Genomic DNA, 25,893 nt, shown 5'->3' on the forward strand with positions numbered 1-25,893 from the left:
GCCGCTCGCGTCGACGAATAGCTCCTTGATGACGGATCCGGGTGCGATGGCGCCCGGAAGAGGAGCAGCAGGGTCGGGCGGGCGGGCCACCAACCCCAGGGCCCCCGGCAGTCGAGGCGAGGCCCCCCCGGACGGCACGCAGCCGGACGAGGCCGAGTCGAATCGAATCGATTGGACGCCGCGGAGGCGGACATCCCCATGGGCAACGTCAACCAGGGCGGCAACTCCACCATGTTGGGACACTGGCGAGTCGTCTTGAAGCAGGCCGAGGAGTCGGCCAAGGCCGGTCGCCTCGACGAGGCGCTCGCGCTGGCCGCCCGCGCCGACGTGGCCGACCACCGGCAGGCCGTCCAGCTGCGGGGCAAGTGGACCCTGGAGCTGGTCAAACGCGCCGCCCGCCGGGCCGAGGCCGACGACCTCGACGGCGCCCTCGGCGACCTCGACACCGCGGAGTCCTTCGGCGCCGCCCCCGACGTCCTGGCCGCGTCCCGGTTGAAACTGGCCGACCTCGTGGCCGAGGACCTCAAGACGGACCTCGCCGCCGGGGAGCCGGACCGGGCCGTCGACCGGATCGACGCGGTCGGCCGGCGGAAGGTCGCCGGCCCCGGGCTGAGGCGGCTCCGGGAGTCGGCCGAGGCGTGGAAGGCCGCCCGGGGCGAGGCCCGCCGCGGCGAGTTCGGCGTGGCCGCCGACCTGCTGGATCGCGCCTCCCGCCTGGCCGGCTCCGAGGCGTCTGACGCCCTCGCCGCCGCCCGACGCGAGCTGGAGGCACGCCAGCAGGCCGCCGCGCCGAAGGCCGACCGCTTCTACCGGACCCTCTCCGAGTCGGCCGACGCCTGGCCGGCGATCCTCGCCGCCGCCGAGGACCTGCTGGCGACCGTCCCCGAGCACCCGGCCGCCCGGCAGGCCCGCAGCCGGGCCTGGCAGCAGATCGGCGCCATCGGCCCGGCCGTCCCCTCGATCCCGAACCGCCCCCCCGCGGCCGGCAACGGCGAGATCCGGTTCCTCGACGAGTCGACCCCCGGGCCGTCACCGGCCCGGGCCGAGCCGACGGCCGCCCGGCCGAAGTCCCGGCACGGCGGCCCCCACGGCCGGTTCCTGCTCTGGGCCGACGTGATCGGCGGCTACCTCGTCTGCCTGGACGACGAGGTCACCCTCGGCCGGGCCGGGCCGGACGCCTCGGCCGACGTCCAGCTCCTGGCCGATCTGTCCCGCCGACACGCCGTGATCGCCCGGGACGGCGAGCACTACACCCTGAGGGCCCTGCACCCGACCTTCGTCAACGGCCGGGCCGTCGACTCGGCCCCGCTGCGGGACGGCGACGTGATCCGGCTGGGCTCGAACGTCGAGCTGGAGTTCCGTCGCCCGAGTCCCGTCACCTCCACCGCCACGCTCCGCCTGCTCAGCCGGCACCGGCCGCCGATGGCGGTCGACGGCGTGCTGCTGATGGCCCAGTCGTGCCTGGTCGGGCCGACCCGGCAGTGCCACGTCTCGGCGCCCAGGCTCAAGCAGCCGGTCGTCCTATTCCGCCAGGCCGACGCCCTCTGGTGCCGGTGCCCCGGCGCCTTCGAGGTCGACGGCAGGCCCGCCCTCTCCCGGGCGCCGCTGACGACGTCCTCCTCCGTGAAGGGCGAAGGGTTCTCCTTCAGCCTCGAGCCGGTCGAACCCCGAGGGGCCGCGCTCGCCTGAACCCGGCCCGCTATGATGGGAGGGGACGCCCCCCGACGCCCGGACGGCCCCCCGGCCGATCGTCGAGACGAGCACCCCGGACCGGAGCCCGAACTGAACCGCCGCCGACGGAGTCTTTCCCCGATGAACCCCCTGGCCCGACCCAAGCCCGGCGAATCGCTGGCCGAGACGATCGCCCACCCGCAGGCCGGCCACCCCCGCCCGGCCTCCGTCGGGGACGGGTCCGGGCCCGGCGCCGCCTCGGAGCACTCCCCGATGGCCGATCGCGAGCGCAGCACCCCCCCCGGCGGGCGGCCCGGCGAGCGCTACTATTTCGGCTCCGGCGACCGCCCCCTGGAGGGGTACACGATCAAGCGCGCCATCGGCCGGGGCGGCTTCGGCGAGGTCTACTACGCCGTCTCCGACGCGGGCAAGGAAGTCGCGCTGAAGCTCCTGCTGCGGAACGTCGAGATCGAGAAGCGCGGCGTCCAGCAGTGCATGAACCTCAAGAGCCAGCACCTGATCACGATCTTCGACATGAGGACGACCGACGAGGGGGACACCTTCGTCGTCATGGAGTACGTGGCCGGGCCCAGCCTCGCCCAGATCCTCGAGCAGCACGCCGACGGCCTGCCGCCGAACGAGGTCCGGATGTGGCTCAAGGGGCTGGTCGACGGCGTCGCCTACCTGCACGACCACGGCATCGTGCACCGGGACCTGAAGCCGGCCAACCTCTTCCTGGAGGAGGGGACGGTCAAGATCGGCGACTACGGGCTCTCCAAGTTCATCGCGAATAGCGCCGAGGCCGGGCACTCGGCCAGCGTGGGGACCTGTCACTACATGGCGCCGGAGATCTCGACCGGCAAGTACCAGAAGCCGATCGACATCTACGCCATCGGCATCATCCTCTTCGAGATGATGACCGGCCGCGTCCCCTTCGACGGCGAGACGCCCCATGAGGTGCTGATGAAGCACCTGACCTCCCGGCCGGACCTCTCCCCCCTGCCAGAGCCCTACCGGGAGATCGTCTCCCGGGCGCTGGCCAAGGACCCGAGCCGACGCCCTCAGGACGCCTACGAGGTGCTCGTCCCCCAGGACGTGCCCCGGTCCCCCGATGTCCGGTTCATCGGCGAGGGGAAGTCCAGCCCCTCGAACCTCGCCCCGCCGCCGATCCCGGCCCCGGCCCCCGGGCCCGCCCCCGGGCCGAATCGGGGGGACGAGGACGTCCTGCACATCGGCGAGGAGGATTCGGTCCTCTACATCGGCCCCGACACCATGCCCCCGAGACGCCCCGGCGTCCGCGGCTGGCTCCGGCCGCTGGGGGGCCGGCAGGCCCGCCGGGGGTCGGCCCCGAAACCCCCCGTCCGATCGGCCTCCGCCCGGCGGGCGGCCCCGGCCCCGCTCCCGAAGCGGGCCCGGCGGCCCGACGCCCCCGCCGGCCCGCCGCCGACCCCGCCGACCTTGCCGTCGGCCCGGATCCGGCTGGCCGAGGCGGCCACCTCGATGCTCGTCGCCGCCCCGGTGGCCTCGGTGCTGGCGGTCGTCGGCGCCGCGATGCTCGGGGACCGCGAATACGAGCCGCTCAGCTCCGAGGTCGTCCTGCTGCTGGGCACCGCCCTGATGGGGACCTGGGGCCTGCTCGTCCCGACCAAGTTCTGGGAGGGGAGGTCGGTCGACTCGGCCACCCGGCGCTTCACGCTCGGGGCCGTCGGCCTGGCCTTCGGCGCCCTGATGAGCGTCGTGCTCGGCTGGACGAACTTCGAGCTGGCCGAGGTCTCCTGGTACGCCGACGGCGCCCCCGCCGGCGAGCTGGTCGGCGAGCTGGTCCGGCACGACCCGGGCCGGGTCCGGGCCCTGGGGCTGCCGATGTTCTACGGCCTGGCCTTCGCGCTGGGCCCCTGGTGTTCCTCCTCGGGGCGCGACCGGAGCCGACGGTTCCGGATCACCCCGGTCTTCTGGGCCGGGGTGCTCGGGCTCGTCCTGGGCAACCTGACCCCGGCCCCGATGCCATGGGCCCCGGCCTCGCTGGCCCTGGTGGCCGTCACGCTGCAACTGGTCAGCCCCCGGAGCGAGCAGGCCGCCCGCTACGCCCGGTATCGCAAGCAGGCCCGGGCGGCCTGAGCCGATCGGCCCGGCCGGATTGTGCCCAAGCATCGCCCATGCGGGGCGAATTCCCTTCTGAGCAAATGAACAGACGGGCGGATCGAAGACGCCCGGCACGCTCCGACCCGACGGCCGCCCCCCTCGAACCCCGGCGGCCGGCAGAGACGGGGCGGCGGCAACTGGCAAGGACCGTCCCACGATGAACCGGATCGCCCTGAGCATCGCCCTGGCAGTCGGCCTCGCCGTCGGCGTCCCCCCGGCCTCGGCCGAGGGGCCCCCCGCCTCGGGGACCGTGCCGGCCGCGCCCCCCTGGTTCGACGACGCCCCCGAGGGTGGGATCACCCCGATCGGGGACGGGGGCGGCGGCCCGGTCGTGGCCCGGGGGCGGCGGTCCCTCACCGAGGAGCGGGCCCTGGCCGACGCCCGCCTCCAGCTCGACCGGGCCGTCTCCGGCTGGCTCGACCCGGACGTGCCCGAGGGCTGGGAGCCCCCGGCCGACCTGGTCGACGCCCTGGTCCTCGGCCGACACGTCGAGCCCATCCTGGTCGACCGCACCGCGCTCGGCCTGAGCGCCGACCCGGACCTGCCGTTCCCGGACCTGTTCTACGTCGCCGCCCTGCGGGCGGACCTCTCGCCCCAGCGTCGCGAGGGCTTCCTCGACGTCCACCGCCGGGAGGTCGGCGCCCGGCGCTCGGCCATGCTCGGCGGGGCCGGCGGCTTCGTGCTCGCCTGCCTGGCGATCCTCGCCCTCTACATCCGGGCCGACGAGGCGACCAAGGGGTACTACACCAACCGCCTCCGCCTGGCGGCCGTCGCCTCGGCCGGGGCCGCCGGTGCGGCGATCTCTCAGTTCCTGGCCTGACCCGGCCGGCGGGGCCGGCGGCGGGTCCGTTCGCCCCGCCCCGACTCGCCGCCACCCGAGCCGACCGGACCCGACCCGATCCCTTGCCCAATCCGGAGGTACCCATGATCCTCTCGTTCGAACGGGCCCGAGAGCGGGTCGCCGACGCGATCCGGCACGTCCACCCGATCCACCTGGCGTTGATCGGCCTGGGGGGGCTGCTGCTGGCGTCGATCGCCATCGGCGGCGAGCTCGTGTTCCCGATCGTCTTCCTGGGCTTCCTGCTCGGCATGGTGCTGTTCTGGGCGAATGAGTTCCTGACCCTGATGCAGGCGCCCGACTCCGCCTTCCCCGGCCGGTCCGACAAGCTGGTCTGGGCCCTGCTCCTGGTGCTCCTCCCACCGATCGGCGCCCCGCTCTTCTGGGCCTTCCGCCACGGCTACGGGGAGCCGGCCGGCGACCGGGCCGGCAAGCCCCACGCGAGGCCCTGGATGCACGACGAGGTCTGAGCCCTCCCGCCCGGGGGGCGGGGCGGCCTGGCCGTCCTCCTCCCCGAAATCGGCCCCGATGCCGACGGAATTCGGTGGCCCGCCCCCCTCGGGCGGCCGTATCATGGAGGCAGCACGTCGCGACCGGGTCGAGTCTCCTCGGCCCGATCCCCAATCCCCCGGGGCCGAGCTTCCCGAGGTCCGATGGCCGCTTCCGACGCCGACATCCTGCTCATCTCCCAGGTCCGAGACGGCGACACCCGCGCCTGGCAGGTGCTGATCGAGCGCTACGAGGGCCGCCTGCTCGCCTTCGTCGACAGCCGATTGCACGACCGGGCCACCAGCGAGGACGTGGTGCAGGAGACCTTCATCGGCTTCCTCACCAGCCTGCCGAACTACGACGAGCGGCGCGACCTGGAGGCCTACCTCTTCTCCATCGCCGCCCACAAGTTGACCGACCAGCTCCGACGCGCCGGCCGCCGGCCGATCGACCAGTTCGGCTCCGACGACCACGGCCGCCCGCTGGAGGAGGTCGCCGGGCCCGCCCGGGCCGCCAGCAGCATCGCCCGCAGCTCCGAGCGTCGGGAGGCCGAGGAGCGGATGCTCACCGAGGCCCTCGGCCAGATCGTCGGCGACTGGCGGGACAAGGGGGACTTCGCCCGCCTCCGATGCCTGGAGCTGCTGATCGTCAAGAACTGGGCCAACAAGGACGTCGCCTCGTATCTCGGCCTCACCGAGCAGGCCGTCGCCAGCTACAAGTTCCAGACCGTCAGCCGCCTGAAGGAGATGGCCCGACGCTCCGGCATGAGCCTCGGCGGCCTCGACTGAGCCGGCCCCTCAACCGACCCCGACCGATCGGGACATCATCCAGCATGGCCGACCCCGCACCCCCCGCCATCGACGACGAGACCCTCCGCGCCTACCTCGCCGAGACGCTCTCCGGCGAGGAGATGGCCCGGGTCGAGCGGGCCCTCCGGGGCTCGGCCTCGCTCCGGCAGCGGCTCGAAGACGTCCGCCAGGACCGGCCCGAGTCCACCCTGCACACCCTCGGCGCCATCTGGAGGAGGGCCCGGCTCTCCTGTCCCGAACGCGAGGAACTGGGCGGCTACCTGATCGAGGCCCTCGACCCCGAGCACATCGAGTACATCACCTTCCACCTCGACGTGGTCGAGTGCGCCTTCTGCCGGGCCAACCTCGCCGACCTCCGCGGCCAGTTCGCCGCCGACGCCCCCTCCTCCCAGACCCGACAGCGCCGCTACTTCCAGTCCAGCCGCCACCTGCTCGGCAGCGACGACTGAGGGCGCACGAGGAGGAGGCCGGGCCCCTCGTCCTCGAAGGGCCCGGCCTCCCGATTCGGTTCAACGTCCGCCGATCTCGGGGGCGGTCACTGCCCGCCGTTCCGCCGCTTCTGGAGCTTCTCCAGCAGGGCGGGGTCAATCTGCACGCCGGTCTTGCCCCCGGTGGCCGGGGCCTGGCCGTTCACGTCGGTCTTGTCCATGAAGGGGAGCAATTCCCCGGTGGGCAGCCGCATCATCTTCGAGCCGTCGGGCTGGGCGAGGATCTGCGTGCCGTCGGGGAGCTGCTGGACCACCCCCGGCTGCCCCGGGGCCGCGTTGGGCGATGCCGGGGCCGGGGCCGGGACGCCCCCCGGCGGCGGGGCGACGGCACCCGGGGCGGGGGGGGGGGCGGGGGCCGTCGGCATCGAGCCCGGAGGGGGGATGAACCCCGGCGGGAACAGCGAGCCTTGCGGGGCCTGCGGCTGTCGCGGCTGGCCTGGCGCGGGCACCACCCCCGCCGGGGCCGGGGCCGATCCGGGAGGGGCCACGGGCTGGCCGCCGACGGTGAGGCCGGCGGCGTTGCCGGGCCCTAGCAGCGGGGAGACGGTCTGGAAGTCCAGGTCGGCGGGGACGCCCGGGTAGGTCGCGTCCATCTGGACCTGCTGGTTGATCACGTGCGGATAGGGCGTCATCGCCGGGGCGACGCCGCCCGGGGCGGGGGCGGCCATCGGTGGCGGGGCGGCGGCGGCGACCGGGCCGGCCCGCTGGGTGGCGAAGCCGCCGCCGAAGGCCGGGTCGGCGGCGGCGTTCGGCATCGGCGCCGACAGGCCGACGCCCGGGGCCATCGGGGCGGGGGCGGCCGCCGGCATGGGGGCGGTCATCGGCGCCGAGGCGGCGGCCGGGGCCGGGGCGGATTCCCCCCGGAGCGACTCGATCCAGGTCCAGAGGGCCCGGTACTCGGCCGAGTTCGAGTTGGGCAGGATCGGCTTCTGGTCGGGGCCGTGCGGCATGACGGCGTTGATCAGGAGCGGGCTGTGCCCGGGGTTGCTCGGGTCGACCAGGCCGAGCGTGGCGTCCAGGTTCGTCCGGACGAGCAGCGAATTGCGCAGGTCCTTCGGATCCCGGGCCCGGACCAGGCGGAAGTTGCGGTCGGACTCCTCGTCGTGGCAGCTGGCGCATCGGGACTGGAGGACGCGGTGGACGCCGTTCCCGAAGTCCTGGAACCGCCGGACGGCCAGGGCCTCGGGCAGGCCGAAGATCTGGGGCCTGGCGACGGGCCCCTTGTAGGCCCGGATCTGGCCGAGCACCGAGACGTCCAGGTCCCGGGGGGCCATGCCCGAGGCGGCGGCACCGCCGCCGCCGACCGACTCGCCGCCGGTCCGGACGACCCCCGAGTCGACGGCCGCCTCCCGGCGGGCGACGGAGGCCTCCAGGGCCTTGAGCATGTCGGCGGCCTGGGAGTCCCCGGGGCTCCAGCTCAGCAGGGCCCGGAGCTGCTCGGCGGCTTCGCCCTCCATGCCCTGGGTCAGGCACCATCGGGCGAGCCGGAGGTGCTCGTCGGGGTCGCGGTCGGGGAGATGGTCGCGCTGGTATTCGTACGCCTCCCGGAGCGAGCCGAATCGGCCCTCGACCCGGTCGGCGGGAACCCGGACCTCGCCCTCCTGCATCCGGACGACGAAGTCGCCGCGGTCCTCGACGGCCGATCCGTCGAAGCTGCGGACCTTGCCGTCCTTCATCAGCAGGACCGTCCGGGAGGGCTGTGGCTCCTGGCCCGGCGGCCCGGACTCGGCCCCGGTCCCGACCGGGAGGGGGGCCTGGGACAACGGGGGCGCCTCGGCCGATCCGACGGCCGGCGCCGGGTCGGCCGGGGTCCCGTCGTCCTGCGCCGACCGCGACGCCGGGGGCCCGGGCACAGGCCCGGCCACGGCCACGATCGAGTACGCGGACACGGCGACGCCCAGGCCGACGACGATGGGGGGGATGAGGTTCGACATGGTGGCCGGACCCTATCCCCTCCCCTAGAATCCGTCAAGGCGAGCCGATGCCCGGCCCCGTCGGGATCCATCCCGGCCCCGCCCGACCGCCCGAGCGACGCCCCGAGGGACCCTCGCCATGCCCGACCGTTCCGCCCTGCTCGACGACTTCCTCGGCCAGCCGGTCGTCATCGACCTGACCTCCCCCTACGTCTGCATCGGCACCCTCGCCGACGCCGACGCCGCCTTCTTCGACCTCCGGGACGCCGACCTGCACGACCTCCGGGACGGCCGGTCCACCCGGGAGATCTACGTCTTCGACTCCGCCCGCCTGGGCGTCCGCCGCAACCGGGACCGGGTGCTCATCCGCCGAGACGAGGTCGTCGCCCTGACCCGGCTGGCCGACGTCTCCGAGGCGTAGCGCCAGGGCAGCGGGTAACTCGTTCCCGGACGCCGCTCGGCGTCCTCGTCCGACGCCCCCATCCGCCTCGAGTGGTGTATCCGGGAAGATGCCTGCTATGAAGTAGTGGTGGCCCCCGACCCTCGCCCCCGTCCGCGGGGGAGAGGGCGGGCGCAGCCCGGGTGAGGGGGGCCCGGACGATTCACGGGGCTGGAGGCCGGGCGCCGGGACCCCTCACCTCGACCTTCTCCCCGCTCGCGGGGAGAAGGGGCCGGGACCTTCCCATCAACGAACACTGCGGATGGACCACGTACCGCATTCTCAGGGGATCATGACCTTGGACGACGATCTCGACGCGATGGAAGGCGCCGGCACGGGGAACACCAGGGGCCTGCTCGTGGCCCTGGCGGCGGTGGCCGCGCTGGTCGTCGCGGCGATCGCCGTCGGCCCGCTGCTCAGCCCCCGCCCCGAGGCCGACGAGCAGGCCGCCGAAGGCCCCGCCGCCGCCCTGGCGGCCGAGGGGAAACGGCTCTACGAATGGCGATGCGTCAGCTGCCACGGCGAGACCGGCGTCGGCGACGGCCCGATCGCCGGGGACCTCACCGGCCCTCCCCCCGGCGACCTGACCGACGACGACTGGAAACACGGCGACCGACCCGACCGGGTCCTCGCCGTCATCGCCAGGGGGGTCGACGGCACGATGATGGCCGGCTGGGACACCGCCTTCGCCCCCGACGAACTCCGGGCCCTGGCCGCCTACACCTACCGCCTCGCCGGCCGGGACGTGCCGGCCGAGCTGCTCGACGGGGCCGAATGACCGGGGACGGGGCCGATCCCCCCGGACGGGCCCGGCAGCCGGCCCGGTCAGCCCTCGAGGACGACGGCGTCGGCCTCGACCTCGACGAGGGCCCCGGGCAGGATCAGGCGGGAGACCTCCACCATCGTCAGGGCCGGTCGGATCGCCGCGAAGACCTCGGCGTGCTCGGCGGCGACCTCCTCGAAGCGGCCGATGTCGGTCACGTAGATCCGGGTCCGGATCACGTCGCTGGCCTGGCCCCCCAGGGCCTCGATGCTGGCCACCACGATCGCCAGGGCCCGCCGGGCCTGGCCCCCGGCGGTCGGGGCGAGCGAGCCGTCGGGCTCCAGGCCGATCGTCCCGGTCACGGCGATCGTCCCGCCGATCCGGACCGCCCGGGAGTAGCCCGCCTTCGGCTCCCAGGGGGAGCCGGTCGAGGCGAGCCGCCGGGGGCCGTGGGTCGAGACGCTGACGTGGACGCTCTGGCGCATCGGGGGTGCTCCGAAATCGGGCGGCGGGGCGAGGTTCCGCATCTTCGCCCCGGGCGACTCGGCGCGTCAAGCGGGCGGACGCGTCCGGCCGGAAGGCCGTTGATCGGGGGGCCGTCCCGGGCGTACCATCGTGGGGAGATGGCCGGATCGCCGGGCGATCGGGCCGCATTGCCGCATTCTTGAGCGACTTCGAAGGGGAGGCCCGATGGCCGACGCCGCGACGCAGATCGAGGACATCAAGGCGGGCACGGGGCCGGAGGCCCAATCGGGCCAGACGGTGTCGGTCCACTACGTCGGCACGTTGACCGACGGCACGAAATTTGATAGTTCCCGGGATCGGGGCCAACCGTTCTCCTTCCCCCTGGGGGCCGGCCGGGTGATCCGGGGCTGGGACGTGGGGGTGCAGGGCATGCAGGTCGGCGGCCTCCGCAAGCTGACGATCCCTCCCGAGGAGGGCTACGGATCCCGGGGCGCCGGCGGCGTGATCCCGCCCAACGCCACGCTGGTCTTCGAGGTGGAATTGCTGGGGATCAAGTGATCGATCGAACAACCCGAGAGCCGAGGGCGGTGCGTCCCCCTCCCCTCGACGCCGAGGTGCCCATGTCCCACGAGAACGGGCGAGCGGCCGGCGATCATGTCGAGGCGCTCCGGCGCCTGCTCGATGCGAGGGCGGCCGGGCTCTGGTACGTCCGGGGGGATCGCCTGGAGCTGGCCGCCTTCGCGCCCGCCCCGGACATGCCCGGCGACGTGGCCCTGCGGTTCCGGGACGCCGTCCGCCGGGTCGGGCTCGACCGCGCCGACCTCGGCGTCGTCAAGGCCGTCGCCGAGCGCTCCGCCGCCGTCTCCGTGGCCGGCAAGCTGCCCGTCGAGGTCGGCTCCGGCTACTGGCTCCGCGCCTTCGGCGCCGAGCGCTCCGTCGCCGTCCCCCTGCTCGACCCCGAGGGCCGGATCCGGGCCGTCCTCTCCGCCGCCCTGCCCACCCTCGGCCCCCCCGACGACGAGCAGGTCGTCGACACGATCCGCCTACACGGCATCGATTAGGCGGCGGAGGAGCCCCACGTCGGCACCATATCGGTTTTGGTGGCGCCCTGTTGCAAGCACGCATCAACGGTGTTGGCGTCGGGCGATCGCCTCTTGTCCGACGCCCGTGACGCGAACGGGTCGGGGTACGCTTGGAAAAACACGTCGATTCATCCATCGACTAGGGTTAGGCGGCAGAGGTTTCCTCGAATACGCAGCATAAGGCGGAAAATTGGGCGAACCAAATGTTGTGTTTAATTGTCGATTATTAACAGAGGCAGAAACCGCAGGCTACTCGAGACGAACGAATGTCCCAAGAACTTGCCGCTTCTCAGAGTACTCTCGACTGGCGAGCTTTCCTCACGGACCAGCCGGTGGGGCAGCGTATGCTTGTCACAGGGGCAGCATATGATGACCCACGCGACATCTATAAAATCGTTGTGTTGGTCCCTGACCTCCAACTCTACTGCGCTGAGGATTGCGGCGACGTATCATTCTGTAAGGGAGTGGTGAATCGGACTGAGAAGATATTCGCCGGATGTGGTGGTAACGAGAGTCCCATGAGCCGGACCCCACGCGACTCACTGTTGTGGTACACGTGTGAGAAGTGTGGGAAAGCCGCGAAAACCTACGTTGTTCGACTCTGGACTATCACCGACGTTCAAAAACTTGCCGAGTGGCCCCCCTTTGCTCCTCGGACCCCATCCAAAGTCATATGTTTTATCGGACCTGACCGAGACCTCTTTCTTAAGGGGCGACGGGCGGAGATTGAGGGACTAGGTATTGCTGCGCACGCCTATTATCGCCGCGTCATTGAGAATCAGAAGAATCGCCTCCTCGACGAGGTCATTCGAGTTGCACGCCACCTCAATGCGTCTGGGGAAGCCATTCAAAAATTGGAATCTGCAAAAGCAGAATCACAGTTCAGCAAGGCGATGGATAGTGTAAAGGACGCCGTCCCCGATGCGTTGCGGATCAACGGCCACAATCCGTTCACCCTTCTCCATAGCGCCTTGAGTGAGGGTCTTCACGACGCCTCGGACGAATATTGCCTTAGGTTAGCCAATGCGATCCGCCTCGTCATGGTTGAGTTTGCGGAGAGGCTGGCTGAGGTCATGAAGGATCAAAAGGAGTTGAACGATGCGCTCAATAGGCTATTGAATCGGACGAGTTGAGGTAACTTCGCCGAACCAGGCGGCGGGGTGGCCGGGGTCGTCCCGACCCCAGTCGAATCACGCCGGCTGATGCGAACGGATAGGTTCTGGACGGCGGGGTGGCCGGGGTCGTGACGACCCCGGCCACCCCGCCCCTCATCACGTCACTCGGCCGAGACCTCGACGGCCATCATGGCCTCGACCTCGTCCGGCTCCGAGGGGAGGGCCTCGCTCAGCTTCACCAGGCCGTCGGCGGCGGCGAGGTAGTCGTCCTCGATCCGGACGCCGAGCGATTCCTCGGGGATGTAGATGCCCGGCTCGATGGTGAAGACGGCCCCCTCGGGGATGGGCCGGCGGTAGTCGCCGACGTCGTGCACGTCCATCCCCAGCCAGTGGCCGAGGCCGTGGACGAAGTAGCGCTCCAGGGTCCGGCCCTGGGAGTCTCGCAGGGGACTCTCCTTCATGCGGGCGATGGCGGCCTGGTGCAGGTCGTTGATGGTGGTCTTGCCGGGCTCGAAGGCCGATTCGGCGGCGCGCTGGGCGTCGAGGACGAGCTGATAGACCTCCCGCTGGCGGTCCGTGAAGCGGCCGGAGACGGGGTAGGTGCGGGTCAGGTCGGCGGCGTAGTAATCGAATTCGGCGCCGATGTCGATGACGACGAGGTCGCCGTCCTCCATCCGCCTGCGGTTGGCGTTGTAGTGCAGGACGACGCTGTTGGGGCCCGAGCCGACAATCGAGGCGAACGCCTCCCTCTGGGCGCCGTTGCGGGTGAAGGCGTATTCGAGCGCCCCTTGGGCCTCGTATTCATGGGTGCCCGGCTCGATGACCCGGGCGGCGTCGCGGTGGGCCTCGATCGTGATGTCGATGGCCCTCCGGAGCAGAACGACCTCGGCGTCGGACTTGATCAGCCGGAGCGAGGCGATCGATGGCGACACCTCCTCGAACCGGGCGTCGGGGGAGAGCTGTTCGAGCTGGTCCCGGAACCGGGCCTCGGGGGAGCCCTCGCCGTCCCGACGCGGGGGCAGGTGGGTGTAGATCGTCGCCGGCCCGTCGGCCTCGGCCTCGGCGTCGGCGTCGGCGTCGCCCGTGCCGGCGTCGGCGTCCGATTCCCCGCCCTCCTCGGCGGCGTCCCGGCCGAGGGCCTCGGCCAGTCGGGCCTCGAAGTCGGCGGTCGGCAGGGCCTCGTCGAGGCCGAAGGCCCGCGCCGTCTCCTCGCCGGGGACGACCTGGGGGCCGCTCCAGCGCTCGGCGAAGGGGTTGCGGGGGGGGAGGAAGACGACGGAACGGGCCTGGCCCTCGGGGTCGAGTCCTTCGGGGACCAGCAGCAACAGGGCGTCGGGCTGCTCGATGCCGGTGAGGTACATGAAGTCGTTCCGCTGGCGGAACCGGAAATAGTCCTCGGCCATCGGCTCGGCCCCCCGGACGACGACGACCCCGCCCCCGAGGAGGTCCTGCAACGCCTCCCGACGCGAGGCATATTCGGCGACGGGCAGGCCGGAGGCCGTCGGCTCCTGCCGGGCGGTCGAGGGCGGGGCGATCGCCAGCAGGATCAGGCCCGCGAGGGCGATCGGCCGGTTGGGGCGGGGCAGTCGGCTCATCGGCGGGGGTCCTCCGATCCGTCCGGGAGTCGGCCAGGCCCGGGCCGGGCGGGGGCCGGTCGTCCCGTCTCCGAATCGGTTCGATCGTAGCCGCCCCGGCCGGTCGGGGCCAGGGGACGACCGCCTCGCCCGGACCACGCGACCCCATCGGCCGTGCCGGTCTGGCCTCTCCCGCGAGGACCCTACGACTCTGTCCCCGAAGGGCGGGAGGGGGCCGGGCCCGTGGGGCGGCGGATGGCACGCGGGGCCCGGCGAGTCGTCGGGGTCCCCCTCACCCGGGCTTCGCCCGCCCTCTCCCCCGCGGACGGGGGCGAGGGTCGGGAGGCGGTCTGGGTCAGCCGAGGGAGGCGGCCTCAGCGGGGGACGAGGTCGCGGAGGGAGTCGAGCCGGTGGAGGTCGCGGCGGACCTCCTCCAGGGCGGCGTCCAGGTCGACCTCGCCGCCGGGTCGTCGGGGGGCGGGGTCGACGGCCATCGGCGAGGGGGACCGGGCCGGGGCGGGGGGCCCGTCGGAGGCGAACGCCCGGGTGTCGTCGCCCTCGGCGGAGGAGGGATCATCCTCCCCGGGGGACCGGGGGCCGAGGCCCATCGACCGGACGTGGTCGACGAACGTGCGGACGGGCTTCGATTCCCAGATTCGGCGCGCCGGCTCGTATCGCTCGGAGAGGGCGAGCAGGTGGGAGGTCCCGACCTGGCCGCCGACCCAGCCGCCGGCCTTGAGGTACTCGGGGGAGTACTGCTGGATCCCGGCGGCGAGGAAGGCCACCACGACCGCCCCCTTGCCGGCGCCGAACAGGAAGCCGGCCGACTGGTCGCCCCGGTGCGCCGGCCGGGCCACGCCCGAGGCCGCCCGCTCCCGGGCCATCCGTCGAGAGTAGGCCGACAGCAGGCCGGTGGCCGTGCCGCTGAGGACGACGTACGAGCCGACCGCGGCGACCCACCAGAGGATGCGGTCGAGCAGCTCGGGGCTCATCGAGGTCATCCGCTCGGCGGCGATCGGCCGGGCCAGGTCCCGCAACGGTCCGGCGAGGTAGACGCCGCCGACGAGCCCCCCCAGGCGGATCGCCTGCGAGAAGAAGCCCCGGAACCAGCCCCGGAGGGCCGATACCAGCACGATCGCACCCAGGATGAGGTCCATTCCCATCGGTTTCCGTCCTTCCTCCCCAGGAGCGACACCCGGCCCTACCAAGCAGTTCGGCCGCCGGGGTCGGATCTTGAGGGCAAGCCGCCGCGATCGGCGGGCGTCCTCGCGTCCGATGGTCCGGGGGAGGCCGCCGGCCCCCCCCAATCATTCGGTACGATCGGCCGGGGCACAAGGCCGGTCGGCGCCGGAGTCGGCCGGTCGGGGGGGCGGCACCGCCCGTGCGTGCCATCTTCGGCTTGCCATCGGCGACGGAACCCCGAGAATGAAGACGCCGGGGCCCCCCGCCCGAAGGGGGACGGCCCCGCCCGCACGGAGGCACGCCCCTCGCCCGGACACCCGCAACGGCCGCCCCCGAACGCCCGATCGGGGCGAGGGCCAGGAGCCCGAGACATGGATGCCACCGCCGCCCCCGACGCCTCCGCGTCGGCCTCCCCGGGGCCGCCGACGGCCCGCCCGGCGGATTCGGCCCCGACCCCGGACGCCCGGGCGGAGGGCCCGAACCCCGGCCCTCCCCCCCGCCCCCCGGAAGACTCGCCGGTCCGCAAGCTGGGGGAGCAGTTCTTCGACGCCGTGGCCGAGGTCGGCAACCTGGCGGTCTTCTCGGGCCTGACCCTGATGTGGCTGGTCCGTCGACGCCCGAGGTGGTCGACCCTGGTGCCGAACTTCTACGTCATCGGCGTCAAGAGCATGCCCGTGGTGGCCGTGACCGGCACCTTCATCGGCATGGTCCTGGCCGTGCAGGCCCACCGCCAGTTCGAGGCGATGGGGATGGAGACCCGCCTGGGCTCGGTCATCAACATCTCGCTCGTCAAGGAGCTGGGCCCGGTGCTGGCGGCCACCATGCTCGCCGGCCGGGTCGGCTCGGCCATGGCCGCCGAGCTGGGCACGATGCGGGTGACCGAGCAGGTCGACGCCCTCGACGTGCTCGGCGCCAACCCGATCGCCTACCTCGCCGTCCCCCGGCTGCTGGCCTGCGTCCTCTTGATCCCCCTGCTCACCCTGATGGCCGACTTCATGGGGATCATCGGCGGGGCGGTGGTGAGCACGCAGATGCTCGGCGTGGACTCGTACCACTACTGGGCCCATTCCCGGGCGTTCGTGGGGGGGCTGGACATCTTCGCGGGGGTCTTCAAGAGCTACTTCTTCGGCGCCGCCATCGCCCTGATCAGCTGCCACCGGGGCTTCAACTGCTCGGCCGGGGCCGAGGGGGTGGGCAAGGCGGCCACCGAGGCGTTCGTCACCTCCTTCGTGGCGATCCTCTTCCTGGATTTCTGCCTCGGCCTGATGTGGAACAAGCTCTACGTGGCGATCTGGCCCAACTCCGGGACGCTGATCTGATGGACGCCCCCCAGGCTGCCCCCGCCCCCGGGCCCGCGGGCCCGGCCGAGCCCCCCCGGCCGATCGTCGAGCTGGCGGGGATCGGCATGGAGTTCCGCCAGCATCCGGTGCTCCGGGGCGTGTCGATCGCCGTGCCCAAGGGGCAGACGCTCTGCGTCATCGGCGAGAGCGGCTGCGGCAAGACCGTCCTGCTGAAGCTGATGATCGGCCTGCTCCGCCCCACCCGGGGGGCCGTCCGCTTCGACGACAACGACCTGGGGACGCTCGACACCTACGAGCTGAACCAGGTCCGGCTGCGGTTCGGGTTCCTCTTCCAGATGGCGGCCCTGTTCGACAGCCTCTCCATCTACGACAACGTCGCCTTCGGCCCCCGGGAGCACCGGCTCTACGACGAGTCGATGCTCCGGCGGGTCGTCCTGGAACGGCTCCGGGAGGTCGGCCTGCCGCCGGGGATCGAGGCCAAGAAGCCGGCCGAGCTGTCCGGCGGCCAGCGCAAGCGGGTCGGCCTGGCCCGGGCGCTGGCCACCGACCCGGAGGTCATGCTCTACGACGAGCCGACCACGGGCCTGGACCCGATCATGAGCGACGTGATCAACGAGCTGATCCTGCAGACCCAGCGGACCAAGCACACCACCGGCATCGTGGTCACCCACGACATGAAGACCGTGACGAAGGTGGCCGACCGCGTGGTCATGCTCTACCCCCTCTCCCGGCTCCGCCCCGACGAGCCCCAGATCCTCTTCGACGGCCCCCCCGACGCCCTGGAAGACCACCCCGACCCCCGGGTCCGCCAGTTCGTCCGGGGCGAGGCCGGCGAGCGCCTCAGCGAGCTTCGGGGGTGACGGTCCCCCGCCGGGCCGCCGAGGGCGATCGGCCGTCCCGATCAGCCCGAGGCGCGGGCCGGCGCGAGGGCCGGTCGGCGGCGACGGGTCAGGCCCGCGGCCACCCCGAGGGCCCCCAGGACGACCATCCCCATCGATGAGGGCTCGGGGACGACGTTGACCGCGATGCGATCGAACTGGTGGAGCCCGAGGATCCGGCCCGGGTTGTTCGGGTCCGGCACGCCGAAGGCCGGCTGCTCCCAGGTCACGGCCGCGAGGCCCGTGAAGGCCCCCGAGAATGCGAAGGTCCGGAAGAAGAAGCCCTCCTGGTCCACCGAGAACGTCTGCGAGACCGTCCCGCCGCCGGCGAGGATCCCCGTGAACGTCACCTCGGGGAAGCTGACGCCCGCCGACGGGTCGTTGAACTGGAACTCCCGCGCCAGGTCGATGGAGACGAGCTCGAAGGGGAGGCCGTCTTCGTGGGTGAGCGTGACGAGCCCCGGTCCGAATGGGGCCAGCGACGTCGTGATCATCCCCGAGCCCTCCGACGTCTCCGGGGTGAGGCTGGACGTCGCCCCCGCACCGCGCGCCTGGAAGTCGCCGGCCAAGAAGAACCCCGACCCGGGATCCTCATAGAGTCCGAAGACGTTCGCCGTCCCGTCCGGCCCGAGCGCGATGTCGTCGAACGTCAGGACGGACGCCGACGAGGGGGTCGAGGCCAGGCCCAGCAGGGCGAGGGCCAGGGCCAGCGGCAGGCCCCGTCGGGTTCGAGGCGTGCGGAGACTCAGAGACATCCGGTCGGTCCTCCCGTATCATAATGCCATCCGCCCGCACGGCGGGCCACGCGGCCGACGATCACGGGCCCCGACAGCCTACTCCGACGCCGATCAGCCCGGCAAGTCGCGTCACGGCCGCGTGTTGTGCCCCAGCAACGCGGCGAGCGCGTCGGCCCCCGAGCGTCGCCGGCAGGCCCCGCCCGGGTCCCTCGCGGCCGGAGGGGCCTGGGAATGCCCCCGGCTGGCCTGGCCAGCGGGGCTGGTCCCGGATTAGGCTCGGGGGCCGGCCGGGCGCCCCCGGCGGCGCCGGAATTCTCGGAGCCCCCGGGCCGGGACCGGGCATGATGGGATGACGAAACCGGCCGGGCCGGGACGACCGGCCCGCTCCCCCCCGGGCGACGAGCGCGACACCGAGAGTCGAGACGAGAGGGCCGGACATGAACGAACGCGTGATGCAGTTCCGGATCGGCATGTTCGTCATCGTCACGGGCATGGTGCTGACGATGCTGATCGTCTGGTTCGAGGCCCCGGCGCTGATCCAGGAGCGGCATTACGTGACCGTCTTCTTCGCCGAGGCCCCCGGCATCGACCGGGGCATCCCCGTGCGCAAGAGCGGCGTCCGGGTCGGCGAGGTCTTCGGCTTCACCTTCACCGAGCCCCGGCAGCCCGACGGGGTGCTCGTCACCCTCTCGCTCGACCCCGAATACACGATCCGGACGGGGACCATCCCCCGGCTCGGCCGGGCGTTGATCGGCGACGTGGCCATCGACCTGCTGCCCGGCCCCGGCGACGGCACCGGCGCGATGGAGACCTTCGACTCCCCCGACGAGGCCGCCCGCCCCGACCACTGGGTCGACGGCCTGGTCGCCACCGACCCCTTCCTGCTGCTGACCGACGCCTCCAAGGTCTTCGAGCGGGCCGACAGCACGATGGTCGCCATCGAGGCCGCCGCCACCAACCTCTCGGCGATCGTCGGCAAGGCCGACTCGATCGACGAGTTCCTCGACACCTGGGGGGAGACCGGCCGGAGCATCGACGCGGTGGCCGACGACCTCGGCCGGGTCCTCCGCGAGAACGAGGCCGAGATCAAGCCGACGGTCGCCACCATCCGGAGCGTCGCCGAGAAGCTCGACGGCGCCTTCGACGACGCCACCACGGACCAGGTGAAGCAGACCCTCGCCCGGGTTGCCTCCGCCTCCGAGCGGCTCGACGCCATGCTCGCCGCCCTGGAGCCGGTCGCCGCCGAGTTAAAGTACGGCCCCGCCGATAAGCCCCGGACCAACCTCGGCCAGACCCTCCTCCGCGCCAACAAGATCGCCTACGACATCAGCGTCCTCACCGCCTACCTCCAGGACGGCAAGGGCCGCCTGAACACCCGGGGCACGCTCCAGCGCCTGGTGGCCGACCCCCAGCTCTACGAGGACGTCCGCCTCGTCGTCCGGGCCGCCGAGGCCACCGTCAACGACGCCCGGTCCGTCCTCCGCACCTTCGGCTCCTTCGCCGAGAAGATCTCCCGGGACCCCGGCCTCATCACCACCGGGGTCCTCAACGGCCGGTGAGGGCGATCCGGCGGAGGCCATCCTCGTGGCGGACCACTGGCGGGGCTACCGGCTGCTCGTCCTCGGCGGCCGACGATTCCGGTGGACCTGCTCCTTCAACGAGCCGCTCGACGTCCATTCTCGGGCGTACGCGGAGCATGGCGGTTCCTGGCCTCCGGACCGGTTGCTGGTCCGCCCCGAGGACGGCCCGCACCGGCTCCTCGCGGTCGAGTGGCCCGCCTGCCGGGGGCCGGTCGTGCGGCCGGCCCTGGTCCGTCGCTGCGTCGAGGAGGCGATCCGGAGGGGTTGGCCCGACTCGGGCGCCGCCCTGGTCCTGGATGGACCAGGCCCCGCCGAGGAGGCCGGGCCGTGACGCCGAACGCCCCGGCCTGGACCGGTCCCGGTTCGGGGCGATCCCGGATCAGTTCTCGATCAGCCGATCCATCTGGCTGTTGTTGACCGGCGCCGACTGCACCTCGCCCGAGAAGTCGGGGACGGGCATGGACGGGGCCTCTCGGGTCAGATTGGTGTAGGGCGTCACCTGGGTCATGGCCGAGCCGGTGGGGGCGCCCCCGGCGGCGTGGTGGCCGCCCATGCCGGTGTAGGGGATGAAGCGCTGGCCCCGGGTCACGAACGGGTTGTAATAGCTCGGCAGGAACATCGAGGGCGCCGGCACGGCCATGTAGCGGCGGAAGTAGTACGAGGTGGTCCGGTCCTCCCGGATCGGCAGCGAGGTGCCCGGGTCGTACCAGCCGTAGCCGTCCGGGGCGCCGTTGGGGAACCCCCAGCCGTCCCCGGGGCCCGGGGGCAGGATGAAGCCGCTGTCGTGGCCGTGCCCGTGAGCGTATCCGTATCCGTGCCCGTGGCCGGCGGGGATCCCCCCGTGGGCGATCGCCTGGCCGCCCGGGGAGAGGGCGGGCACGGTCGTGCCGACGACTGGGTGCGACGGGATCGGTGGCGGGGCGATCGTCCCGCCCCCCCCGTACGGCGGGCCCCCGGCGACGGTCAGGCCCAGGGCGATCGTCAGGCTCGCGATCATCGGCTCTCCTCCTCCGCTCGGCGTCGATCGATCGATCGGCCCGGATCCTCCGGGCCGAGACGGTCCCAACTTCCGAAGCATACCATCGGCCGACGCGCCGCCCCCCACCCTCCCGATCGCCCCGACCGCCCCGCCCTCGCTTCCGGTCGTGACGGCTGGCCGGTAAAATACGGTCGTGACGCCCGATCACCGACCGCCACCACCCGCAGGACCGGCATGATCGCCCTGATCGACAACTACGACTCGTTCACCTACAACCTCGTCCAGCGCCTCGGCGAGATCGACCCCTCGCTCGACCTCTGGGTCGTCCGCAACGACCAGACCACGCCCGAGGAGATCGCCTCGAAGTCGCCGTCGCACGTCATCATCTCCCCCGGCCCCTGCACCCCACTGGAGGCCGGCATCTCGAACGACGTGGTCCGGCACTTCGCCGGCAAGGTCCCGCTGCTGGGCGTCTGCCTCGGCCACCAGTGCATCGGCCACGTCTTCGGCGGCGAGGTCGTCCGGGCCGATCGGATCATGCACGGCAAGACCTCCCTGATCTACCACGACGGCCGGGGCGTCTACCGGGGCCTGCCGAACCCCTTCGAGGCCACCCGGTATCACAGCCTCATCATCCGCCCCGGCACCCTCCCCGAGGACTTCGAGGTCGTCGCCCGCACCGACCAGGACGAGATCATGGGCGTCCGCCACAAGTCCTGGCCCCTGGAAGGCGTCCAGTACCACCCCGAGAGCTTCCTGACCGGCGACGCCGGCACCCTCCTGCTCCGCAACTTCATCGGCCGATAGCCGATGGGGACCGGCCATGAAGGAGGTCGACCCCCGCACGAGGGCCGAGGCCGCCCGGCGCTACGCCTCCCTGCGACGTTGGTGGTGGCAGTCGTTCCTCGCCATGCCCGTCATCTGGGTCGTCCTGGCCGTCTCCCTCGTCGCGTTGGGTTCATGGCCGTCTCCCGTAGTGCGTGCCGCCCTCACCGGCGCGGGGACCGCCGGGTTCTTCGGGTGCTGGGTCATTGCCCTGGTGTCCTGGCTCCGACTCCTGCGGTTCCGCTGCCCCCGATGCGGGGGCCGCTTCCTGCTGTCCTGGTGGAGCAGCTGGTCGACCTCGACCTGCAAGCACTGCGGCCTGGACCTGGGATCGTCCCGAGGACCGGACGCCAAGGGCCCGCCCTGGGACCCCGACCTCTGATCCTGCCCGGCCCCGCCGCCCTCGGCCGACGCCCGTTGCGCGGCCCAGTCTCCCCCCCCAAGACGCCCCGCAGCCATGCGGGCCCGAGTGCCGTGCGGTGTGCCGAACTTTTCACGAGAATTCCGAAATCCGTGGACAGCGGCTTCACAAGGCTCTTACAATCCCGGGATCGATTCCAGGGTTCCCGATCCACCAGGGGTCTGGATCGATCCCATGTCTCGATATCAACACTCCACTCCATTCGCCGATCCCAAGGCATTCGCGGAGGTCCACGATGCGCGACGCATCTCGACGTGGCTTCACGCTGATCGAGCTGCTGGTGGTGATCGCCATCATCGGCGTGCTCATCGCCCTGCTCCTGCCCGCCGTCCAGGCGGCCCGCGAGGCGGCCCGACGCGCCCAGTGCACCAACAACCTCAAGCAGATCGGGCTGGGCATCCATAACTACCATTCCACCCACGGCGTCTTCCCCCTGGGCGGCTCCCGGGGCTTCTGCGAGGCGGCGGCGGCCGAGAACCCGGCGGTCCCGTCGTACTCCTGGAACAACTGGAGCGCCCACGCGATGCTCCTGCCCTTCATCGAGCAGGTCCCGCTCTACGGCGCCATCAACTTCGACCTCGCCCCCTGGTATGACGGCATCTGCCCGTCGGGCACCTCGGCCAACAGCACCGTCTTCAACACCCGGGTCGCGGGCTTCCTCTGCCCCTCCGACGGCGAGGCCGGGTTCTTCCAGCTCAACAACTACCACTTCAGCACCGGGGCCACCACCACCGGCTTCTCGCCGGGCAGCGGGGTCTTCGTCCCCCTGCTGGCCTACGGCATCCAGTCCATCCGAGACGGCACCAGCAACACCGTCGCCGCCTCCGAGGCCCTCGTCGGCGCCGGCCAGCCCTGGGTCGGCCGCCCCACCTGGCGGGGCAACCGCCGCAACTCCGTCACCGGGGTCGACGGCATCCCCGGCGAGGCCTGGCAGGGGAACGTCTTCCGCGACCCCGACGCCGTGATCGCCGCAATGCAGGCCTGCACCCAGACCTGGATGACCGGCGACGACAGCCGATATGCCAACACCCGGGGCACGCGGTGGGGCTGGGCCACCCCGGGGGCGACCCTCTTCGACACCGTAGTGACCCCGAACTCCCGGCAGCACCCCTGGAGCTCCTGCCGCTTCGGGTGCGCCGGCTGCGGCACCGACGCGACCAACATGACCGTCGCCACCAGCGAGCATCCCGGCGGCGTCAATGTCGGCTTCGCCGACGGCAGCGTCAAGTTCGTCAAGGACACCATCGAGATGCGGATCTGGTGGTCCCTCGGCACGAGGAACGGCGGCGAGGTCGTCAGCGCCGACCAGTTCTGATGCGGGCTCGCGCGGACTTCCTCCCAGGGTCGGGCCCACTCGGCGGGCCCGACCCTGGGAGGAAGTCCGCGCGAGTTGGCCTGTTGCCGAGGGGGCGATTCAGTCGACCCGATGAACACCGGAGCGACCCCAGCGATGACCCCAGGCCATCCCGACCGACCCGCCGAGGTCGCGGGGCCGCCGGGCGGACCGGCCCCGCATCCCACCCCGGACGCCGGCGCCCCCCCCGCGGCCTCCTCCCGGTCCTGGCCCCTCTGCCTGGCCGCCGGCCTGATCGCCGCGGTCGGCTCCTGGGGCATCGGCGAGGCCGTCCACGACCGCTATGAAGTCCCGCTCGTCGCCGCCTATGGCGACGCCGAGGCGACCGCCGCGAACGCCCGGGAGATCCTGGCGGCCCAGCGGCAGCGGGCCGCCATCGCCTTCGGCAGCCTCGGCGCGCTGCTCGGCCTGCTGCTCGGGGTCGCCGGTGGCCTGGCCCGGGGATCGATCCGCCGTGGCCTGGGCGCCGGCCTGCTCGGCCTGGCCCTCGGCGGCGCCGGGGGCGTAGGCTCCTGCTTCGGGCTGATCCCGGCCTTCCATCGTCTCATCGACCGCGACTCCGACGACCTGATCCTGCCCATGCTCTTCCATGCCGGCTACTGGATCCTGCCGGGGGCCCTGGCCGGCCTGGCCTTCGGCATCGGCCTCGGTGGCCGGAGCCGGGTGGCCCGGGCGCTGCTGGGCGGCCTGCTCGGCGCGATCGTCGGCACGATGCTCTACGAGGTCGGCGGCGCCGTCGCCTTCCCCCTGGTCAGGATGTCCGAACCGCTGCCCGATTCCCCGACCGCCCGCCTCTTCGGCCGGCTGGCCGTGGCCATCCCCATCGCCGCCTGCATCGCCGCCGCCGCCCGGGAGCCCGTGCCGAAGCCGGGACCAGCCCCCCCCCCTGTCGCGGATTGACCCCCTCGCATCGTCCCCCGGCCGGGCTCGTCGGCCCGACGACGATCCCGATCGACCCGGGGCCCGGCCCTTGATCCGGCGGGCCTTGGTCCGTCATGATCCGATGTGGTCTCCCGAGTCGCGCGACCCGCGTCGGGGGCCCGTCTCTTCCCCAGGAGGCGATCGATGTCCGGCGTCCGATCGTTCCGATTGCGTGTCGTGCTCCTCGGCCTGGCCGGACTCGGCCTGGCCTCGCAGCCCGGATGCGGCGGCGAGAGCAGGGAGCCGGGGACCGTAGCCCCCTCCCTGAGCTCCGAGGAGCAAAACAAGGTCATGAAGGAATCGGCCGACTACTACCGGTCCAACCAGGGCCAGTTCCCCCCGTGATCGCGGCCGACGACGAGCCCCCCGAGGGGGCTCGCCGAGCCGCCCCGTCATCGCCCGAGATCCCGGCCAGACCCCGCCTCGCCCTCGCCCCCACCCCCCCATGCTCAGCGTCGCCGAAGCCCTCCGCGCCGTCCTCGACCACGCCGCCCCGCTCCCGCCCCGCCGTGTCGGGCTGTCCGAGGCGCTCGGCTGCGCCCTGGCCGAGTCCGTGACGGCCGACCGGGACCTCCCCCCCTTCGACAAGGCCCTGCTCGACGGCTTCGCCGTCCGATCCGCCGACCTGGCCGGCCCCGTCCCGTTCGAATTGGAGGTGATCGAGGAGATCACCGCCGGCCGGGTCCCGACCCGGTCCCTCGGCCCCGGGCAGTGCTCGGCGATCATGACCGGCGCCCCGATGCCCGACGGCGCCGACGCCGTCGTGATGGTCGAGGACAGCGATCGCCGGGGGGCTCGCGTCCTGCTCTCCCCCCGCAAGCCGGTCTCCCCCGATGCCGGCCGCCTCACCCGGGGCCGGGAGATGCGCCAGGGCGAGGGCCTGCTCTCCCCCGGCGCCCGGCTCGACCCGGTGAAGCTCGGCCTGCTCGCCTCGGTCGGCCATGCCGACCCGCTGGTCGCCCCCCGCCCCGTCGTGACGATCGCCTCGACCGGCGACGAACTCGTCCCCCCCGATCAGGTCCCCGGGCCCGGCCAGATCCGCAACAGCAACGCGACGGTGCTCGAAGGGCTCGTCCGGGCCTCCTCCGGCCTCCCCGACGTCGCCCCGATCGCCCCCGACGTGCCCGAGGCCCTCCGGGCCGTCCTCTCCCGGGGGCTGGCGAATGACGTGCTGCTCGTCACCGGGGGCGTCTCGGCCGGCAAACTCGACCTCGTCCCCGGCACCCTGGCCGAGCTGGGCATGACGGCCGTCTTCCACAAGATCCGCCTCAAGCCCGGCAAGCCCCTGCTCTTCGGCATCGGCCCGCCGAGGGCCGACGGCCGCCCCGGCACGCTCGTCTTCGGCCTGCCCGGCAACCCGGTCAGCGGCGTCGTCGGCTTCCTCCTGTTCGTGGCCCCCGCCTTGAAGGCGTTGCGTGGCCTGGGCGCCGAGCCCCCCGAGGCGATCCCCGCCCGCCTCTCCAAGCCCTTCTCCCACCGGGGCGACCGCCCCACCTATTACCCGGCCCGGCTCCTCGACCGGGGGGAGCCAGGAGGCCCCGCCGTCGAGCCCCTCGACTGGGCCGGATCCGCCGACCTCCGCACCGTCGCGACGGCCGACGGCTTCGCCTCCTTCGAGGCCGGCGACCGCGACTACGAGCCCGGCACCCCCGTCCCCTTCCTGCCGCTGCCCCGGCCCGATTGAGGCCGATTGACGCCCGGTGGCCGCGTCAAGGCGCCCGAGCCCGGATCCAGGACCCTTCGATCGATGCCGTCATGACCGGGCCGGGCCGCCCCCGACACCGCTCCGGGGCACCCCGCGAGGCGGGCCGCCCGCCGGCCCGAGGGATCGATCAGGACGCATGCCCGTCACGCAATCCGAAACCCCCTCCTTCGATTTTTTGGGAAACCAAAAAAACCGATTTGCTCGAATTGGTTTTGTCGGTAG

At 72.6% G+C, this 25,893-nt stretch carries 27 protein-coding genes; 21 read left to right on the plus strand and 6 right to left on the minus strand.

The annotated features are described in order from the left end of the window. The first annotated feature begins 198 nt into the window (after window positions 1-198). The 6 genes from ElP_RS38095 (at window position 199) to ElP_RS14700 (ending at window position 6,398) form a co-directional block, all read left to right on the plus strand. Window positions 199-1,689, plus strand: a complete 1,491-nt coding sequence (locus ElP_RS38095) for an FHA domain-containing protein (protein WP_197446992.1) — start codon at window positions 199-201, stop codon at window positions 1,687-1,689. A gap of 123 nt (window positions 1,690-1,812) precedes the next feature. Continuing rightward, entirely contained in the window at window positions 1,813-3,789 is a 1,977-nt protein-coding gene (locus tag ElP_RS14680; RefSeq protein WP_197446993.1) for a serine/threonine-protein kinase, read from the plus strand. A 181-nt stretch (window positions 3,790-3,970) separates the two neighbouring features. Next, complete coding sequence (locus tag ElP_RS14685) at window positions 3,971-4,633, plus strand: hypothetical protein (protein WP_145270480.1); 663 nt, start codon at window positions 3,971-3,973, stop codon at window positions 4,631-4,633. 104 nt (window positions 4,634-4,737) lie between these two features. Further along, window positions 4,738-5,121 carry a PLDc N-terminal domain-containing protein gene (locus ElP_RS14690; protein ID WP_145270482.1) on the plus strand — a complete coding sequence of 128 codons (384 nt, stop codon included), beginning with the start codon at window positions 4,738-4,740 and terminating at the stop codon, window positions 5,119-5,121. A 183-nt stretch (window positions 5,122-5,304) separates the two neighbouring features. Continuing rightward, window positions 5,305-5,928: an RNA polymerase sigma factor gene (locus tag ElP_RS14695; RefSeq protein ID WP_145270484.1), complete on the plus strand. Its 624-nt coding sequence runs from the start codon at window positions 5,305-5,307 to the stop codon at window positions 5,926-5,928. Window positions 5,929-5,972: 44 nt separating this feature from the next. After that, window positions 5,973-6,398, plus strand: a complete 426-nt coding sequence (locus ElP_RS14700; RefSeq protein ID WP_145270486.1) for a hypothetical protein — start codon at window positions 5,973-5,975, stop codon at window positions 6,396-6,398. Between the two features lie 86 nt (window positions 6,399-6,484). On the opposite strand, the gene ElP_RS40655 is transcribed toward ElP_RS14700, so the two are convergent. Next, window positions 6,485-8,371 (minus strand): hypothetical protein, encoded by a 1,887-nt coding sequence (locus ElP_RS40655; protein ID WP_145270488.1) that lies wholly within the window; start codon window positions 8,369-8,371, stop codon window positions 6,485-6,487. Between the two features lie 118 nt (window positions 8,372-8,489). Here ElP_RS40655 and ElP_RS14710 point away from each other — a divergent pair, with 118 nt between their 5' ends. Together ElP_RS14710 and ElP_RS14715 are read left to right on the plus strand one after the other, a co-directional pair. Continuing rightward, window positions 8,490-8,771, plus strand: a complete 282-nt coding sequence (locus tag ElP_RS14710) for a hypothetical protein (protein WP_145270490.1) — start codon at window positions 8,490-8,492, stop codon at window positions 8,769-8,771. A 316-nt stretch (window positions 8,772-9,087) separates the two neighbouring features. Continuing rightward, window positions 9,088-9,567 (plus strand): c-type cytochrome, encoded by a 480-nt coding sequence (locus ElP_RS14715; RefSeq protein ID WP_145270492.1) that lies wholly within the window; start codon window positions 9,088-9,090, stop codon window positions 9,565-9,567. 47 nt (window positions 9,568-9,614) lie between these two features. On the opposite strand, the gene ElP_RS14720 is transcribed toward ElP_RS14715, so the two are convergent. Continuing rightward, a complete protein-coding gene (locus ElP_RS14720) occupies window positions 9,615-10,037 on the minus strand; it encodes a RidA family protein (protein WP_145270494.1) in 423 nt (140 codons plus the stop codon). 205 nt (window positions 10,038-10,242) lie between these two features. On the opposite strand from ElP_RS14720, the gene ElP_RS14725 reads away from it, so the two are divergent. The 3 genes from ElP_RS14725 (at window position 10,243) to ElP_RS14735 (ending at window position 12,232) form a co-directional block, all read left to right on the plus strand. Continuing rightward, window positions 10,243-10,575, plus strand: coding sequence for an FKBP-type peptidyl-prolyl cis-trans isomerase (locus ElP_RS14725; protein WP_145270496.1), 333 nt, complete (start codon window positions 10,243-10,245; stop codon window positions 10,573-10,575). A gap of 62 nt (window positions 10,576-10,637) precedes the next feature. Beyond that, a complete protein-coding gene (locus ElP_RS14730; protein WP_145270498.1) occupies window positions 10,638-11,078 on the plus strand; it encodes a hypothetical protein in 441 nt (146 codons plus the stop codon). A 287-nt stretch (window positions 11,079-11,365) separates the two neighbouring features. Continuing rightward, complete coding sequence (locus tag ElP_RS14735; protein ID WP_145270500.1) at window positions 11,366-12,232, plus strand: hypothetical protein; 867 nt, start codon at window positions 11,366-11,368, stop codon at window positions 12,230-12,232. Window positions 12,233-12,375: 143 nt separating this feature from the next. Here the strand turns inward: ElP_RS14735 and ElP_RS14740 are convergent, their stop codons facing one another. After that, complete coding sequence (locus tag ElP_RS14740) at window positions 12,376-13,809, minus strand: aminopeptidase P N-terminal domain-containing protein (RefSeq protein ID WP_145270502.1); 1,434 nt, start codon at window positions 13,807-13,809, stop codon at window positions 12,376-12,378. A 353-nt stretch (window positions 13,810-14,162) separates the two neighbouring features. After that, entirely contained in the window at window positions 14,163-14,951 is a 789-nt protein-coding gene (locus tag ElP_RS14745) for a CvpA family protein (protein ID WP_145270504.1), read from the minus strand. Window positions 14,952-15,341: 390 nt separating this feature from the next. Between ElP_RS14745 and ElP_RS14750 the strand changes: the two genes are divergently transcribed. Next, on the plus strand, window positions 15,342-16,289 hold the full coding sequence (locus ElP_RS14750) for an MlaE family ABC transporter permease (RefSeq protein WP_145270506.1): 948 nt from the start codon (window positions 15,342-15,344) through the stop codon (window positions 16,287-16,289). Next, window positions 16,289-17,131, plus strand: coding sequence for an ABC transporter ATP-binding protein (locus tag ElP_RS14755; protein WP_145270508.1), 843 nt, complete (start codon window positions 16,289-16,291; stop codon window positions 17,129-17,131). The genes ElP_RS14750 and ElP_RS14755 overlap by 1 nt, the downstream gene beginning before the upstream one ends. Window positions 17,132-17,172: 41 nt before the next feature. On the opposite strand, the gene ElP_RS14760 is transcribed toward ElP_RS14755, so the two are convergent. Beyond that, window positions 17,173-17,904, minus strand: coding sequence for a PEP-CTERM sorting domain-containing protein (locus tag ElP_RS14760; protein WP_145270510.1), 732 nt, complete (start codon window positions 17,902-17,904; stop codon window positions 17,173-17,175). A 419-nt stretch (window positions 17,905-18,323) separates the two neighbouring features. On the opposite strand from ElP_RS14760, the gene ElP_RS14765 reads away from it, so the two are divergent. Together ElP_RS14765 and ElP_RS14770 are read left to right on the plus strand one after the other, a co-directional pair. Next, on the plus strand, window positions 18,324-19,445 hold the full coding sequence (locus tag ElP_RS14765) for an MlaD family protein (RefSeq protein ID WP_145270512.1): 1,122 nt from the start codon (window positions 18,324-18,326) through the stop codon (window positions 19,443-19,445). A 25-nt stretch (window positions 19,446-19,470) separates the two neighbouring features. Then, window positions 19,471-19,797: a hypothetical protein gene (locus ElP_RS14770; RefSeq protein ID WP_145270514.1), complete on the plus strand. Its 327-nt coding sequence runs from the start codon at window positions 19,471-19,473 to the stop codon at window positions 19,795-19,797. A gap of 48 nt (window positions 19,798-19,845) precedes the next feature. On the opposite strand, the gene ElP_RS14775 is transcribed toward ElP_RS14770, so the two are convergent. Beyond that, window positions 19,846-20,463, minus strand: coding sequence for a hypothetical protein (locus ElP_RS14775; protein WP_145270516.1), 618 nt, complete (start codon window positions 20,461-20,463; stop codon window positions 19,846-19,848). A gap of 216 nt (window positions 20,464-20,679) precedes the next feature. On the opposite strand from ElP_RS14775, the gene ElP_RS14780 reads away from it, so the two are divergent. The 6 genes from ElP_RS14780 (at window position 20,680) to ElP_RS14810 (ending at window position 25,650) form a co-directional block, all read left to right on the plus strand. After that, window positions 20,680-21,252, plus strand: a complete 573-nt coding sequence (locus tag ElP_RS14780; RefSeq protein WP_145270518.1) for an anthranilate synthase component II — start codon at window positions 20,680-20,682, stop codon at window positions 21,250-21,252. Between the two features lie 16 nt (window positions 21,253-21,268). Next, complete coding sequence (locus ElP_RS14785; RefSeq protein WP_145270520.1) at window positions 21,269-21,652, plus strand: hypothetical protein; 384 nt, start codon at window positions 21,269-21,271, stop codon at window positions 21,650-21,652. A gap of 274 nt (window positions 21,653-21,926) precedes the next feature. Continuing rightward, window positions 21,927-23,006, plus strand: a complete 1,080-nt coding sequence (locus ElP_RS14790; protein WP_145270522.1) for a DUF1559 domain-containing protein — start codon at window positions 21,927-21,929, stop codon at window positions 23,004-23,006. Window positions 23,007-23,141: 135 nt separating this feature from the next. Continuing rightward, entirely contained in the window at window positions 23,142-23,945 is an 804-nt protein-coding gene (locus tag ElP_RS38100) for a hypothetical protein (protein WP_197446994.1), read from the plus strand. A gap of 165 nt (window positions 23,946-24,110) precedes the next feature. Further along, the gene (locus ElP_RS14805; protein ID WP_145270527.1) at window positions 24,111-24,311 is read left to right on the plus strand and encodes a hypothetical protein; all 201 of its coding nucleotides are present in this window, start codon (window positions 24,111-24,113) and stop codon (window positions 24,309-24,311) included. Between the two features lie 100 nt (window positions 24,312-24,411). Next, window positions 24,412-25,650 carry a molybdopterin molybdotransferase MoeA gene (locus tag ElP_RS14810; protein ID WP_145270529.1) on the plus strand — a complete coding sequence of 413 codons (1,239 nt, stop codon included), beginning with the start codon at window positions 24,412-24,414 and terminating at the stop codon, window positions 25,648-25,650. The last annotated feature ends 243 nt before the right edge of the window (window positions 25,651-25,893 follow it).

Source organism: Tautonia plasticadhaerens, assembly GCF_007752535.1.
GTDB lineage: Bacteria > Planctomycetota > Planctomycetia > Isosphaerales > Isosphaeraceae > Tautonia > Tautonia plasticadhaerens.

Excerpts from the sequence above, each read along its gene's own strand:
- ElP_RS38095 (WP_197446992.1), top strand. The coding sequence starts at position 199 with ATGGGCAACGTCAACCAGGGCGGCAACTCCACCATGTTGGGACACTGG.
- ElP_RS14680 (WP_197446993.1), top strand. The coding sequence starts at position 1,813 with ATGAACCCCCTGGCCCGACCCAAGCCCGGCGAATCGCTGGCCGAGACG.
- ElP_RS14685 (WP_145270480.1), top strand. The coding sequence starts at position 3,971 with ATGAACCGGATCGCCCTGAGCATCGCCCTGGCAGTCGGCCTCGCCGTC.
- ElP_RS14690 (WP_145270482.1), top strand. The coding sequence starts at position 4,738 with ATGATCCTCTCGTTCGAACGGGCCCGAGAGCGGGTCGCCGACGCGATC.
- ElP_RS14695 (WP_145270484.1), top strand. The coding sequence starts at position 5,305 with ATGGCCGCTTCCGACGCCGACATCCTGCTCATCTCCCAGGTCCGAGAC.
- ElP_RS14700 (WP_145270486.1), top strand. The coding sequence starts at position 5,973 with ATGGCCGACCCCGCACCCCCCGCCATCGACGACGAGACCCTCCGCGCC.
- ElP_RS40655 (WP_145270488.1), bottom strand. The coding sequence starts at position 8,371 with ATGTCGAACCTCATCCCCCCCATCGTCGTCGGCCTGGGCGTCGCCGTG.
- ElP_RS14710 (WP_145270490.1), top strand. The coding sequence starts at position 8,490 with ATGCCCGACCGTTCCGCCCTGCTCGACGACTTCCTCGGCCAGCCGGTC.
- ElP_RS14720 (WP_145270494.1), bottom strand. The coding sequence starts at position 10,037 with ATGCGCCAGAGCGTCCACGTCAGCGTCTCGACCCACGGCCCCCGGCGG.
- ElP_RS14725 (WP_145270496.1), top strand. The coding sequence starts at position 10,243 with ATGGCCGACGCCGCGACGCAGATCGAGGACATCAAGGCGGGCACGGGG.
- ElP_RS14730 (WP_145270498.1), top strand. The coding sequence starts at position 10,638 with ATGTCCCACGAGAACGGGCGAGCGGCCGGCGATCATGTCGAGGCGCTC.
- ElP_RS14735 (WP_145270500.1), top strand. The coding sequence starts at position 11,366 with ATGTCCCAAGAACTTGCCGCTTCTCAGAGTACTCTCGACTGGCGAGCT.
- ElP_RS14740 (WP_145270502.1), bottom strand. The coding sequence starts at position 13,809 with ATGAGCCGACTGCCCCGCCCCAACCGGCCGATCGCCCTCGCGGGCCTG.
- ElP_RS14745 (WP_145270504.1), bottom strand. The coding sequence starts at position 14,951 with ATGGGAATGGACCTCATCCTGGGTGCGATCGTGCTGGTATCGGCCCTC.
- ElP_RS14750 (WP_145270506.1), top strand. The coding sequence starts at position 15,342 with ATGGATGCCACCGCCGCCCCCGACGCCTCCGCGTCGGCCTCCCCGGGG.
- ElP_RS14755 (WP_145270508.1), top strand. The coding sequence starts at position 16,289 with ATGGACGCCCCCCAGGCTGCCCCCGCCCCCGGGCCCGCGGGCCCGGCC.
- ElP_RS14760 (WP_145270510.1), bottom strand. The coding sequence starts at position 17,904 with ATGTCTCTGAGTCTCCGCACGCCTCGAACCCGACGGGGCCTGCCGCTG.
- ElP_RS14765 (WP_145270512.1), top strand. The coding sequence starts at position 18,324 with ATGAACGAACGCGTGATGCAGTTCCGGATCGGCATGTTCGTCATCGTC.
- ElP_RS14775 (WP_145270516.1), bottom strand. The coding sequence starts at position 20,463 with ATGATCGCGAGCCTGACGATCGCCCTGGGCCTGACCGTCGCCGGGGGC.
- ElP_RS14780 (WP_145270518.1), top strand. The coding sequence starts at position 20,680 with ATGATCGCCCTGATCGACAACTACGACTCGTTCACCTACAACCTCGTC.
- ElP_RS14785 (WP_145270520.1), top strand. The coding sequence starts at position 21,269 with ATGAAGGAGGTCGACCCCCGCACGAGGGCCGAGGCCGCCCGGCGCTAC.
- ElP_RS14790 (WP_145270522.1), top strand. The coding sequence starts at position 21,927 with ATGCGCGACGCATCTCGACGTGGCTTCACGCTGATCGAGCTGCTGGTG.
- ElP_RS38100 (WP_197446994.1), top strand. The coding sequence starts at position 23,142 with ATGACCCCAGGCCATCCCGACCGACCCGCCGAGGTCGCGGGGCCGCCG.
- ElP_RS14805 (WP_145270527.1), top strand. The coding sequence starts at position 24,111 with ATGTCCGGCGTCCGATCGTTCCGATTGCGTGTCGTGCTCCTCGGCCTG.
- ElP_RS14810 (WP_145270529.1), top strand. The coding sequence starts at position 24,412 with ATGCTCAGCGTCGCCGAAGCCCTCCGCGCCGTCCTCGACCACGCCGCC.